The organism is Cobetia sp. MMG027, from assembly GCF_027947415.1.
Classification (GTDB): domain Bacteria; phylum Pseudomonadota; class Gammaproteobacteria; order Pseudomonadales; family Halomonadaceae; genus Cobetia; species Cobetia marina.
In genome coordinates, this window is record NZ_JAQJIO010000010.1 from 89,715 (window position 1) to 102,965 (window position 13,251).

Consider the following 13,251-nt stretch of genomic DNA (forward strand, 5'->3'; position numbering starts at 1 on the left):
GAGTCGAGTGAATGAGTCAGTCCCCCATCCTGATCACCGGTGGCGCCCAGCGACTGGGGCGCTACTGCGCCGAACGTCTGGTGGATGATGGCCATCCCGTCATCATCAGCTACCGACGTGAGCGCGAAGAGCTCGATGCCCTGCGGGCGTTGGGTATCCGCACCGTCCAGGCGGATTTCTCCAGTGAGGCGGGCATCCAGGCCTTCATCGCGACGATTCGTGAGATGACGCCGACGTTGAGGGCCATCGTGCACAATGCCAGCGACTGGGCGGCGGATGGTGGGGCGGAGGAGCGCGGCGAGATGTTCGAGCATCTGTTTCGCGTCCACATGCAGGCGCCGTATCTGATCAATCTGGCGCTGCGTGATCTGCTGGAGGCAGGTATCGAGACTCAGGCCGACATCGTTCACATGAGTGATTTCGTGGTCCAGAAAGGCTCGCGCAAGCATGCGGCCTACGCGGCCAGCAAGGCGGGGCTCGAGAATCTGACGCTGTCATTCGCGGCGCTGTTCGCCCCTCGCATCCAGGTCAACACCATCGCGCCGGCGCTGATCATGCTGCGCCCGGACGACGATGATGACTACGCCGAGCGAGCGCGGGCCAAGTCTGCGATGCAGAGTGTGCCGGGCCCAGGGGTGATCTGGCAGGCGCTGCGTTATCTGCTGGACAGTCCCTATGTCACGGGCACGACACTGCCGGTGGATGGCGGACGTCATCTCACGTGACGGGTGTTTCCTGCCGGTGTCCGGGGAGCCTCCAGGGGTCGAGACCCGGCAGAGCAGCATGAAAAAAGCCCCCGCTGAGAAGCGGGGGCTTTTTCGTTGATGCGACGTCGTGTGGTGACGCAGCGTTTGCCGTCAGTGCTTGCAGGCAGTGCCTACAGAATGTGGCGGCCTTCGACGGCGGTGAACTGGCCTTTCTTGAGCGTTGGGCCCATGTTCTGACCGGAGGGAGCACCGCCCGGATTTTCCAGCGTGATCACCAGGTCGCTGTCGGGGAAGGCGGCCAGATATTCCTTCGGCACTTCCACCTTCATGGTGCCGGAGTGCGGCAGGATGCCCAGTGACATCGGCTCCTTGCCATCCTTGGCCATCAGCCACAGCTCGCAGACCTTGCCGGGGGCCGGGGCGTTGGGGCTGACGGCCTGGACCATCATCTCACCCGAGTGGGAGGCATTGACGATCCAGCCGGGGCTGCTGTCAGGGTTGCTGACCACGAACACGTAGTCGCTCTCCATGCTCTCGTTCTGACCCAGACTGAAGGTCAGGCTGACGGCGAGTGCGAGGCTGAACGCCGTGGCCGTCATGCCTTGCCACAGGCCCAGGCGACGCCACCACGGCTGCCGGGCGGTGCCCGTCGCCTCGGCGATGCCTTGCCAGACATCGGCGGGCGGCGCGACAGGGGGCAGCTGTTCATTGAACACGTTCAGGTGTTCGCGCCAGCGCTCCACATCGCGCTGCAGATCGTGACTCACGGAGAGCAGCGACTCGAAAGCGGCGCGCTCACTGCGTGTCAGGGTTCCGAGCGCGTACTCGCCCGCTGCGGTTTCGCGCAGTTCGGGATCGCTCAGATCAAATGACTCATGCATGTCTTTAACCTCTCGAGTCCACGTCGGACCCAGCTCTTGACAGTGCCCAAGGGCTGGTCCAGTTGGTTGGCCAGATCCTGGTGGGTGAGGCCTTCGAAGTAGGCCAGTTCCAGGGCGCGGCGTTGATCGTCATTCAGCTCGGCCAGACACTGGTGGAGTTCACCACTGTGCTGGGCCAGGTCGACATCTGCCTCGATATCACTTCGACCGGGCATGGCAGCGATCAATTCGTCGCTGTCGTGCTCGCTGGGTCGCTGTCGACGTATCCAGTCGATGGCGATGTTGCGGGTCATGGTGCCGAGCCAGGTCATCGGGCGGGCGCGGCCGGCGTCATACTGGCCGGCGGCGGCCCATACCCGGATGTAGACCTGCTGAAGACAATCCTGCGCGGATGCCTCATGCCTCAAGATACGCAGCAACTGAGCGTATAGATGCGCACTGGTTGCGCGATAAAGTCGATCCAGTGCCTTGGCATCCTGCCGGGCACATCCCGACAGATACTCTATCAGTGCTTCATTTCGGGAATCCTGCATGCATGCATTCCAAGCTGTGGGCGCGGTGTCAGGCACCGCTGGACGAATGCGCGTTGCCGATCATGTCGTTCGACAACCAAAGGTTATACTGATGCCACTCCGGGCTGATAGTCCTTCTTTATACGTGCAGGCAACGGTTTGTTGCCCGATCACGCTTGCGTGCGACGTTTCGTAGTGCAAGGATAGAGTCATCGACGCTTCATCGTCATCACTGGACACCGGCCCGACCCATGAATCAATCCTCAAGCTCCCGCCTTCGCACTGCCGCTGCCTGCCCTTCGGGTCAGCTGGCGTCGGCTGCGTGTGCGGCTGGCTATTGGTATTGGTTTACACAGGGGCGCGCCTGAGGTTACGGCGTGCCTGTCTCGTACGGGCTGCCACCACCTTGAAGAACCCCCGGTCGCAGCCACGACCGGGGGTTCTTGCGTTTGGGCCCGGCAATCTCTCATGACGAGAGAGGCGTGCCACCCTAACGTGCCAACGATGATTGCAGCATGAATGACTGGAGGAATGACCATGCGTACCACGATCCCGACTACCCGCTTCTCTTTCGCTTCCGCTCGGGTCGTGCATGGTTATTGGCGCTGGCGATTTAGCGGCGTCCTGCCTCTTTCCGCTGTCACCGCGGGGCAGGGCGAGCAACATCGGGGTGACGATTCGCGAAGTCCCTGTCTGTCAGAGTGAATATTGCGTGATGAAGCCGAAGCTTCGTCACAGGAGAGAAGACCATGAACGCCAGCCTTGAACGCGTGTTGACGAATGACCCGCACACAGCCGATACCACTGTCGACACCATGACCGCCGAGACTACCCCCGTGACCCGCTTCGATGCCGCCCAGACACCGACCACTCCCGGACGCATCAGTCGTGAAGCCCTGCCCAGCGCCAGCGAATTGCGCGCGCAGCTGCCGGTGGATGCTGACCTGGCCGGCCAGATTCGCCAGCACCGCGCTGAGATCAACGCGATTCTTGCCGGGGAGGATGATCGTCTGCTGGTGGTGGTCGGCCCGTGTTCCATCCATGATCTCAAGGCCGCGCGTGAATACGCCCAGCGCCTTGCGGTGATCGAACCGCAGGTCAGTGATCGCCTCAAGCTGGTGATGCGTGTCTATGTCGAGAAGCCGCGCACGACGGTGGGCTGGAAGGGGCTGGCCTATGATCCGCATCTGGATGGCAGTGATGACATGGCCAGCGGCCTGCGTCAGGCGCGCGAGCTGATGCGCGAGATCAACCAGCTGGGCCTGCCGGTCGCGACCGAGCTGCTGCAGCCGCTGACCGCCGCCTACCTGGAAGACCTGCTCGGCTGGGCGGCCATCGGGGCACGCACCACCGAGTCACAGATCCACCGCGAGATGGCCTCCGGCCTTGGCTGCGCCGTAGGCTTCAAGAATGGAACCGATGGTGGGGTCGAGGTCGCCGTGCAGGCGATCGGTGCGGCAGCTCACGGGCATCGTCACTTCGGCATGGATGACAGCGGGCGCCCGGCGCTGATCGAGACCGCGGGCAATCCCCACACCCATGTGGTGCTGCGGGGCGGCCATGGTCAGCCCAACTACGATGCAGACTCGGTGGCCGCCTGCCGGCGAGAGCTGGAAGGGGCCGGTCTGACACCGCGACTGATGGTCGACTGCAGTCATGCCAACTCGCGCAAGGACCACCGTCGTCAGAGCGAAGTGATGCTGGATGTGCTCTCCCAGCGTCTGGCCGGTGATGACGCCTTGATCGGCGTGATGCTGGAAAGCCATCTCAACGAGGGCAAGCAGGCATTGCCGGCAGCGGACAAGCTCTCGCAGCTGCGCCATGGCGTTTCCGTGACCGATGCCTGTCTCGGGTGGGAGACGACGGAGCATCTGCTGAGTCTGGCGGCAGAGCGTCTGCGAGACGCCTGACCCAGACACCACCCTGCTGGTGAAGCCCTCTTTCCTCACGGCTGACGGAGCAGGTCTCGCGCTTGTGAATTCCCCGCGCCCGATGGTCATGCGACCGTCGGGCGCTGTCGTTTGCATGAGGCGTATCGTTCGCGTCATACGACTGTCATTTGGTTCGCGTATCACTCTTGTTGCCCTTGGCGGCCCCACAGGGGCCAGGCCTGAAAAGAACAACCCGCAACCTGACTACGGGGAAGCAGCATGAGCAAGGAAATTGAAGATCATCGCCTACTGAATGCCAGTCACAACGAGACATTCTCTTCCATCATCGACAAGCACCTTTCCCGTCGTCGCGTGTTGCAGGGTGGTCTGGGTATGGCGGCTGCCAGCATGCTGGGCGGCTTCGGGCTGGCGGGCCTGAGCGGTGCGGCCAATGCCGACAGCGGCAAGACCACAGGGACTCCGGCGAAGACACCGCTGGCGCTGGCCTTCGAGTCCATCAAGGGCTCTCGCACGGATGCCTTCGTGGTACCTGCAGGGTATACCGCCCATGTCCTGGCACCGTGGGGCACTCCGCTCAACGACAAGGCACCGCAGTGGAGTGAATCGCTGGCGATGACGTCGGAGGCCCAGCTCAACAGCATCGGCATGCATCACGACGGCATGCACAACTTCGCGCTGAGCGAAGACACCGCCTCCAGCAATTTCCTGCTGGTGATGAACAATGAGTACATCGATCAGGATGCCCTGTGGGCGCCCAAGGGCGGCGCGACCAATGCGGAGTCCGGCAAGCGCCCGGCCGATGAAGTGCGTACCGAGATCAATGCCCACGGCGTGACCGTCGTCGAAGTCAAGAAGGATGCCGGCGGCAAGTGGGATGTGGTGATCAACTCCGGCTACAACCGTCGCTATACCAGCGCCAGCGAGATGGTGTTGAGTGGCCCGGTGGCAGGCAGTGATTACGTCAAGACTGCCTTCTCTCCGGATGGCACGCGCACGCGTGGTACCAACAACAACTGCGCCAACGGCTATACCCCCTGGGGCACCTACCTGACCTGTGAGGAGAACTGGCCGGGGTACTTCGTCAAGCGCAGTGATCGTCAGAGCGATGATGATCGCATCGGCATCGAGACCGAGCGTGGCCGCTACGGCTGGGAAACCGCCGCGGGAGATGCCAGCGAAGTCGATGGCGAATTCGCGCGCTTCGACAATACGCCGACGGCGGACAGTGCCGACAAGGATTATCGCAATGAGCCGCGTACCTTCGGCTACATCGTCGAGATCGACCCCTACACCGGTGAGAAGGCCGTCAAGCGCACCGCGCTGGGACGTTTCCGCCATGAAGGTTGCTGGCCGGGCAAGCTGGTCGAAGGCGAGCCGGTGGTGTTCTATTCAGGCCATGACTCGCGCAACGAATACATCTACAAGTTCGTCTCCGATGCCAGATGGGAGGCCGCCGATGCGCATGTGCCGGGAGCCGACAAGAATCGCCTGGCGATCGGTGACAAGTATCTGGACAAGGGCACGTTGTATGTTGCCCAGTTCTCCGCCGACGGCACTGGCAAGTGGCTGAAGCTGACGCCGGACGCCGTGACCAAGGATGGCCGGACGCTTGCCGCTGCACTGGGCCTGGCGGCCGATGATCTGGCCGGTGTCATCATCCATACCGCGGACGCGGCGGATCTGATGGGCGCCACGCCGATGGACCGCCCGGAGTGGGGTGCCGTCGACCCGGCTTCCGGTGAGGTCTACATGACACTGACCAACAACTCCAAGCGCACCAAAGAGGGTACGGCGGCGGCCTTCACCAATGACGGCAAGGCCATCGAGGAGCTGGGAGTCGGTTACAAGACGGCGCCGACCAATGCCGCCAACCCGCGCGGTGACAACGAGGCAGGACAGATCATCCGCTGGCGCGAGGCGGGAGATCACACCGCCTTCGATTGGGAGATCTTCGTGTTCGGCGCGGCGGCCAGTGATGCCGACAACCTGTCCGGCCTGACCGAGATGAATGAATTCGCCAGTCCGGATGGCCTCTACTTCGACGAACGTGAGGACGAGCAGGGTATCCTGTGGATCCAGACGGACAACGGCTATGCCGGTGTGGCGGACGTCACCAATGACCAGCTACTGGCCGTCGTGCCGGCCGCGCTTCAGCAGGCCGAAGGGGATGCTGCCGTGATCGGTGCCGATAACCAGGCACAGCTCAAGCGCTTCGCGGTTGGCCCGAACGGCTGTGAAGTGACCGGCATCTTCGCGACACCTGACAGGACGGCGTTGTTCGTCAATATCCAGCATCCCGGCAACTGGCCGCAGAGTGTGGATGCGACTGCCGAAACTGACGGCAGTGTGCGCCCGCGCGCCGCGACCGTCGTCATCCAGCGTGAAGATGGTGGTCAGATCGGTGTCTGATCCGTTGAGCGCTTGATCCGATCGTCAGCTGCCAGGCCCCCGCATCCAGGATGCGGGGGCCTTTTCATGGTCTGGTGGGGGCAGGCGTCATGGGCGGGTGATGTCGGCAATCAGGCGAAGGCAGAAGGGGGAGCGCAGAAGGAAAGAGTGGGGCAGAAGGATCGGGACAGGAGGACTGGGACAAGGCTTGTCTGCTCAACGCAGACGGCCCCCACGCAAGCGTGAGGGCCGAGAGTCAGGTGAATGGACTGCGCCGGATGAGGCGGGCCCGAGCGGGGCGCGATCAGGCCTTGGCGGCGTAGGCGAACAGCAGGGTTTCCTGCACGCTGATCGGCTCTGCATCGCCGGCATCCAGCTGGGTGTAGTGACCATCGCTTTCCAGGCGCCAGCTCTGGCAGTTGTCAACCAGATAGGTGTCCAGGTCCTTGCGGATGCGCTGTGCCAGCTTCTTGTCGAGCAACGGGAAGCAGGTCTCGACGCGATGGAACATATTGCGCTCCATGAAGTCCGCGCTGGAACACCAGGTCTCCGGCTGGCCGGCATTGTGGAAGTGGAAGGTGCGAGTATGTTCCAGGAAGCGACCGATCACCGAGCGGACGCGGATATTGTCGGAGATGCCCGGAACGCCCGGACGCAGACAGCAGACCCCGCGGATGATCAGATCGCACTGCACGCCCGCGCGTGAGGCGCGATACAGCGCGCGGATCAGCTTGGGTTCGGTCAGTGAGTTGCACTTGATGATGATGTGGGCGCGCTTGCCCTTCTCGGCGTTGCGCGCTTCCCGGTCGATCATCTCCACCAGTCGCTCATGCAGTGTGAAGGGGGCATGCAGCAACTTCTCGATATTGCGTTGCTTGCCCATGCCAGTCAGCTGCTGGAAGACCTTGTGCACGTCCTCGCACAAGGTCTCGTTGGACGTCAGCAGGCTGTAATCGGTGTACAGGCGCGCCGTCTTGGCGTGGTAGTTGCCGGTGCCGAGGTGCGCATAGTGGCGCAGCTCGCCATTTTCTCGCCGCACGATGTGCAGCATCTTGGCATGGGTCTTGTAGGCCATCACCCCGTAGATGACGATGGCGCCTGCCTCCTGAAGGCGGGAGGCCAGCTGCAGGTTGTCGGCTTCATCGAAGCGGGCACGCAGCTCGATCACCACGGTGATCTCCTTGCCCTGGCGTGCAGCTTCCACCAGCGAGGAGACGATGTTGGAATCGGCTCCGGTGCGATAGAGCGTCTGCTTGATGGCCAGCACGTTCGGGTCGCGCGCTGCCTCGGCCAGCAGACTCTCGACCGGCGAGAACGACTGGAAGGGGTGATGCAGCAGGATGTCCTCGCGGCGAATGGCATCGAACAGGCTGTTGTCACTCTTGAGTGCCTTGGGCGTGCCGGGAGTGAACGGTGCGTAGAGCAGGTCCTCGCGGCCCACGTCGCCGATGACTTCCATCAGGCGATTGAGATTGACCGGTCCCTTCACCTGATACAGGTCTCGCTTCTCCAGCTCGAACTGCTTGAGCAGGAAGGTGTAGAGCGCCTCCGGACAGTTGTCCGCCACTTCCAGGCGCACGCCATCGCCGTAACGCCGCGCCAGCAGCTCGCCGCGCAGCGCCGAGGCCAGATCCGAGACATCCTCGGCATCCACCGAGAGGTCGGCGTTGCGCGTCAGCCGGAACTGGTAGCAGCCCTTGATCTTCATCCCCGGGAACAGCTCCTGGGCATGGGCATGAATCATCGAGGACAGGAAGACGTACTCGGTATAGCCGCTCTCTGCGAGCGCTTCCGGCACGCGAATCAAGCGCGGCAGCGAGCGCGGAGCCGGAAGAATGGCCAGGCCGCCCTCGCGCCCGAAGGCGTCCTTGCCTTCCAGCTCGACGATGAAGTTGAGGCTCTTGTTGACCAGGCGCGGGAAGGGATGTGATGGATCAAGCCCGATCGGGCTGATGACCGGCTGAATCTCTTCCTCGAAGTATTCGCGAACCCAGGCTTTCTGGGCGTCGTTCCACTGATTGCGGCGACGGAAGCGGATGTGTTGCTCTTCAAGCGCCGGAATCAGTTCTTCGTTGAGGATGCGGTACTGGCGCTCCACCTGCTCGTGGGTGATGCGCGAGATCTCGTCGAGCACCTTGCCGGGCAGCATGCCATCCGGGCCGGGCTCGGTGCGGTCGAAGGCGATCTGATGCTTGAGACCCGCCACGCGGATCTCGAAGAACTCGTCCATGTTGGACGTGAAGATCAGCAGGAACATCAGCCGGTTGAGCAGCGGATGCGAAGTGTCCTGCGCCTGCTCCAGTACCCGGATGTTGAACTGCAGATTCGACAGCTCACGGTTGAAATACAGGGCGGGGTCGGCCAGGTCGGCTTCGGGGGAGGGCGTGACCTTGGCGTGAATGCCCTTGCGCGTACGATTGACGCGCAGGGGCGGAGGTTCAAGGGCTGGCGGCTCGTCGGTGACCAGCTCCATGTCGCCCTCTTTCACCCGGGACGCCGCCGGGGCGGCAGCGTCCTGATGCGGTTGGGGAGCGGTGTCCAGCGAGGTGTCTGACGCGTCATCTATGGCGTTCTTGTGGGTCTGTTCCATCATCAACTCCATGACCCCGGTCAGACACGGTCGCCGGGGTAGTCAAAGGCGATTCTTCTCCGCCAGCAGTTCCGCGGCCCGGCGGGCAAAATAGGTGAGAATGCCGTCGGCACCCGCACGCTTGAAGCACATCAATGATTCGAGAATGACCTTGTCGGCATCCAGCCAGCCGTTCTGGAAGGCGGCCATGTGCATGGCGTACTCGCCGCTGACCTGGTAGGCGAAGGTCGGCACTTCCAGTTCACGCTTCACGCGGGACACCACATCCAGGTAGGGCATGCCCGGCTTGACCATCACCATGTCGGCGCCCTCGGCGAGATCCATGGCCACTTCATGCAGCGCTTCGTCGCTGTTGGCCGGATCCATCTGGTAGGTCTGCTTGTCGGCCTTGCCCAGATTGCCGCTCGAGCCCACCGCATCACGGAACGGGCCGTAGTAGTTGGAGGCGTACTTGGCCGAATAGGCCATGATGCGGGTATTAATCAGGCCTTCCTGTTCCAGCATGGCACGGATGGAGCCGATGCGGCCGTCCATCATGTCAGAAGGGGCCACGACATCGGCGCCCGCTTCCGCGTGTGACAGTGCCTGCTTGATCAGGGTGTCCACGGTGCGGTCGTTGAGCACGTAGCCGTCATCATCGAGGATGCCGTCCTGGCCATGCACGGTGTAGGGATCCAGCGCCACATCGGTGATCACGCCCAGCGTCGGGATGGCTTCCTTGAGGGCACGCACCGCGCGCTGCACCAGGCCATTGGCGTTGTAGGACTCCTCGGCCAGCAGGCTCTTGGCCTCGGCATCGATCACCGGGAACAGCGCGATGGCCGGCACGCCCAGCGCATGGACCTCACGGCATTCCTCGACCAGCAGGTCGATGGACAGGCGCTCGACCCCGGGCATGCTGGTCACGGCTTCACGACGCTGCGAACCTTCCAGCACGAAGACCGGCAGGATCAGATCATCGGCCGTCAGCTGGTTCTCGCGCATCAGGCGGCGAGAGAAATCATCCTTGCGCATGCGGCGCATGCGAATCGCAGGAAACTGGCGTGGGGTACGTTGACTCAAGAGAGGCTCTCCGGATCTAAGGCTCCGGTTCCGTGAGGGACGCTGGAAGTCTAGGTCTATAATATTTCAATGATATTACAGGTCAGACGGCGCCCATACGACCGAAGGAGATGGGATTGGCCGAGCAAGCTGTCGGCACGATGCTTTCGAGTATATCAGTGCATGCAGGTCGGAACAGGGGCGCGGCATGGGGCAGGGTGTCGCGTCGTGTGCACTGTCATCCTGCCCGCCGAACCGCGAGGGGCGCCCTTGAGATGTGGTCATGCCGCCCATAGTCTTGGGGCATCGGAGTGACGAATACCCAGGTGCTGCAGGCCGCCGGCATCATCTGTCCTTTCCAGCCGGTACCTCTTCACATGGTGCTTGCCTGTAGCGGATTCCTGTACGAATCTGTCACTTCTGACCTGTCGGCAGCCGCCGAGCAGTTCACCGTCAATGGAGTAACACATGACCAAGCAGGTAGCCCTGATCCTATCCGGTTGCGGTGTCTATGATGGCTCCGAGATCTACGAAACGACCCTGACCATGCTTCGGCTTGATCAGCTGGGCATCCGCTACGAGTGCTTCGCTCCGGACATCGATCAGCATCATGTGCTCAACCACGCCACCGGCGAGGAAATGGACGAGACACGCAATGTGCTGACCGAGTCGGCTCGCCTGGCGCGTGGCAAGGTGCGTCCGTTGCCGGAGCTGTCCGCCGAGGACTTCGACGCGCTGATTCTGCCCGGTGGCTTCGGTGCCGCCAAGAATCTCAGCAACTTTGCCGTCAAGGGCGCGGATCTGACGCTGGTGGATGGTCTGCGCGAGGTGGTGCAGCCCTTCCATGCGGTCGGCAAGCCGATCGGCGTGATGTGCATCGCGCCGGTGATGGTGCCGAAGCTGCTGGGCGGGGGGATCTCGGTCACCATCGGCACGGACCCTGAAGTCTCCGGCGCCATCAGTGCCCAGGGCGGTCTGCACAAGAGTTGTGAGGTGACGGATATCGTGATTGATGCCGCCAATCGCGTGATCACGACGCCAGCCTACATGCAGGCAGAGCGCATCTCCGAGGCTGCCGAAGGCATCTTCAAGCTGGTGGAGCGTCTGAACGGCTGGATCGAGGAAGACCAGGCCAAGGCCAGTCAACAGGATTGACACGGTCGCACGGCACCCAGCAGGAAACGACGAAGCCCCCGCCATTGGCGGGGGCTTCGTCGTTTCCTGCGTCATGATTCTTGCGCGTCATCGTTCAGGCGCTGTCTGCTCGAGTCTTCGCGTCAGGGGGCCTGCTGCGAGGCCTCATCATCGCTCGCCGGACGGCGGCGCTTGAAGGCGCGTGCGGCGAGAATCCCGACCTCGAACAGCAGCCACATCGGAATCGCCAGCAATGACTGCGAGATGACGTCAGGCGGTGTCAGCAGCATGCCGACCACGAAGCAGGCGATCACGATGTAGGGGCGTTTCTTGCTCAGCACCTCCACGGACGTGGCCCCCGTCCAGATCAGCAGGAAGGTGGCGATGGGAATCTCGAAGGCCACACCGAAGGCGAAGAACAGCTTGAGGACAAAATTCAGGTACTGATTGATGTCCGTCATGATCGCCACGTTCTCGGGGCCCGTGGTGGTGAAGAACTGGAACAGCAGCGGGAAGACGACATAGTAGGCAAACGCCGCGCCCGCATAGAACAGCAGGATGCTGGAGGCCAGCAGCGGCAACGCCAACGCCTTCTCGTTCTCGTAGAGTCCCGGCGCGATGAAGGCCCAAGCCTGATAGAGCACCGCCGGAATCGCCAGGAACAGCGCCACCACCAGTGTCAGCTTGAAGGGGGCCAGGAAGGGCGAGGCCACCTCGGTGGCGATCATCTGAGAGCCGGGAGGCAGCAGGGCCATCAGCGGCTCGGCCACATACAGATAGATCTGATTGGAGAAGCCATACAGCGCCGCGAATACCACGAGGACCACGACAGTCGCACGCAGCAGGCGGGAGCGCAGTTCGATCAGATGCTCGATGAGCGGGGCGTGGGCAGCCTCGCCGGAGGCGGAGGGCTGCGGGTCATGCGGATCACTCATCAGGAACGCGGCTCCCGTGACTCACTGGTGGGGGTGGCGGAGGTCTCTTGCTCGCCTGAGGTCGTCTCCGTGGTCGAGCGAGCACTGTCGGCGGCAGGCGAGGCGTTGGCATCCTCCTGTGACGCGGGCGAGGAACGCGTGATGGTGGTTTCCACCTCACGCGCCTCATTGCGGGCATGTGCCAGGGTCTCGTCGAGCTGCTTCTTCTGCTCATTGAGCGTCTGACGCAGTTCTTCGGCTTCCAGCTGGGCGCTGATTTCCTGCTGGATCCCCGAGACGCTGCGCTTGATGCGCCCCAGCCACAATCCCGCCGTACGCGCCGCCCGGGGCAGACGCTCCGGGCCGAGCACGATCAATGCCAGCAGCGAGATCAGTGCCAGTTCAAAAAAGCCGATGTCGAACATGCGGCTTACGAGCGCTTGTCAGCGGTATCGCGGCGCTCGGCCTCGACATCGATGGTATCGCCGCGGGATTCACCGTGGGAGACCTTCTGCTGAGGAGCCGTGTCTTCGGGGGCCTTTTCCTCTTCCTTCATGGCGCCCTTGAAGCCTTTGACCGCGCCACCGAGGTCTGATCCGACGTTGCGGAGCTTCTTGGTGCCGAAGATCAGGATGATGATGCCGAGCACGATGAGGAGCTGCCAGATACTGATGCCACCTAACATGGGAAGTTCTCCATTTTGGCCGATGGGACTAGGTCACGAGGCCTTGAGTCTTGCAGGGTGAGAGCACCACTGCCAGGGAAATCGGCTTGCGCTGCAAGTCGTCTGCTTGATCATCACTGACCGCGAGCGGCCTTTTCATCATGGCCGGAGACGCCGAAGCGTCGCGCCAGCTCATCCAGCACGTCCTGATGGTCCAGCCCGAGGTGAGAAAGCATCACCAGCGAGTGGAACCACAGGTCGGCGGTCTCACCGATCACTGCACGGTGGGAGTCCACGTCGTCCTGAGTGAAATCCTTGGCGGCCAGTACCGTTTCCGTGGCCTCTTCGCCAATCTTCTCCAATACCTTGTTGAGGCCCTTGTGATGCAGGCTCGCGACATAGGAGGACGTCGGATCAGCGTCGCGCCGCTCTGCCAGTACGTCTGACAGGCGGTTGAGAATATCACTCATGAATCATCATTCCTGAAAGCATGGGGTCTGGCATGAAAACATTATCTGCATGAGAACC

Annotated in this window: 12 protein-coding genes; 4 read left to right on the forward strand and 8 right to left on the reverse strand. The window is 62.5% G+C overall.

Going from position 1 to position 13,251, the window contains the following annotated elements:
• Window positions 1-11 precede the first annotated feature (11 nt).
• Window positions 12-725 carry a dihydromonapterin reductase gene (gene folM / locus PJK54_RS14425; protein ID WP_271303225.1) on the forward strand — a complete coding sequence of 238 codons (714 nt, stop codon included), beginning with the start codon at window positions 12-14 and terminating at the stop codon, window positions 723-725.
• 152 nt (window positions 726-877) lie between these two features.
• Here folM and PJK54_RS14430 read toward each other — a convergent pair whose 3' ends face one another.
• Complete coding sequence (locus PJK54_RS14430; protein ID WP_077377873.1) at window positions 878-1,588, reverse strand: anti-sigma factor; 711 nt, start codon at window positions 1,586-1,588, stop codon at window positions 878-880.
• Window positions 1,567-2,121 carry a sigma-70 family RNA polymerase sigma factor gene (locus tag PJK54_RS14435; protein WP_077377876.1) on the reverse strand — a complete coding sequence of 185 codons (555 nt, stop codon included), beginning with the start codon at window positions 2,119-2,121 and terminating at the stop codon, window positions 1,567-1,569. Before PJK54_RS14435 ends, PJK54_RS14430 begins: the two co-directional genes overlap by 22 nt.
• A 794-nt stretch (window positions 2,122-2,915) precedes the next feature.
• Here PJK54_RS14435 and PJK54_RS14440 point away from each other — a divergent pair.
• Both PJK54_RS14440 and PJK54_RS14445 read left to right on the forward strand, forming a co-directional pair.
• A complete protein-coding gene (locus PJK54_RS14440; protein WP_442870687.1) occupies window positions 2,916-4,010 on the forward strand; it encodes a 3-deoxy-7-phosphoheptulonate synthase in 1,095 nt (364 codons plus the stop codon).
• 240 nt (window positions 4,011-4,250) lie between these two features.
• Complete coding sequence (locus tag PJK54_RS14445) at window positions 4,251-6,401, forward strand: PhoX family protein (protein ID WP_271303227.1); 2,151 nt, start codon at window positions 4,251-4,253, stop codon at window positions 6,399-6,401.
• 283 nt (window positions 6,402-6,684) lie between these two features.
• Here PJK54_RS14445 and ppk1 read toward each other — a convergent pair whose 3' ends face one another.
• Both ppk1 and hemB read right to left on the reverse strand, forming a co-directional pair.
• Window positions 6,685-8,853 carry a polyphosphate kinase 1 gene (ppk1, locus tag PJK54_RS14450; RefSeq protein ID WP_077377882.1) on the reverse strand — a complete coding sequence of 723 codons (2,169 nt, stop codon included), beginning with the start codon at window positions 8,851-8,853 and terminating at the stop codon, window positions 6,685-6,687.
• A 159-nt stretch (window positions 8,854-9,012) separates the two neighbouring features.
• Entirely contained in the window at window positions 9,013-10,032 is a 1,020-nt protein-coding gene (hemB, locus tag PJK54_RS14455; RefSeq protein ID WP_136939602.1) for a porphobilinogen synthase, read from the reverse strand.
• Between the two features lie 447 nt (window positions 10,033-10,479).
• Between hemB and elbB the strand changes: the two genes are divergently transcribed.
• Complete coding sequence (elbB, locus tag PJK54_RS14460) at window positions 10,480-11,166, forward strand: isoprenoid biosynthesis glyoxalase ElbB (RefSeq protein ID WP_271303228.1); 687 nt, start codon at window positions 10,480-10,482, stop codon at window positions 11,164-11,166.
• Between the two features lie 122 nt (window positions 11,167-11,288).
• On the opposite strand, the gene tatC is transcribed toward elbB, so the two are convergent.
• The 4 genes from tatC to PJK54_RS14480 form a co-directional block, all read right to left on the reverse strand.
• Window positions 11,289-12,080 carry a twin-arginine translocase subunit TatC gene (tatC, locus tag PJK54_RS14465; RefSeq protein WP_077377891.1) on the reverse strand — a complete coding sequence of 264 codons (792 nt, stop codon included), beginning with the start codon at window positions 12,078-12,080 and terminating at the stop codon, window positions 11,289-11,291.
• A complete protein-coding gene (gene tatB / locus PJK54_RS14470; protein WP_077377894.1) occupies window positions 12,080-12,484 on the reverse strand; it encodes a Sec-independent protein translocase protein TatB in 405 nt (134 codons plus the stop codon). The genes tatC and tatB overlap by 1 nt, the downstream gene beginning before the upstream one ends.
• A 5-nt stretch (window positions 12,485-12,489) precedes the next feature.
• Window positions 12,490-12,744: a Sec-independent protein translocase subunit TatA gene (tatA, locus tag PJK54_RS14475; RefSeq protein WP_084207831.1), complete on the reverse strand. Its 255-nt coding sequence runs from the start codon at window positions 12,742-12,744 to the stop codon at window positions 12,490-12,492.
• A gap of 113 nt (window positions 12,745-12,857) precedes the next feature.
• Window positions 12,858-13,193: a phosphoribosyl-ATP diphosphatase gene (locus PJK54_RS14480; protein WP_077377900.1), complete on the reverse strand. Its 336-nt coding sequence runs from the start codon at window positions 13,191-13,193 to the stop codon at window positions 12,858-12,860.
• Window positions 13,194-13,251: the final 58 nt, after the last annotated feature.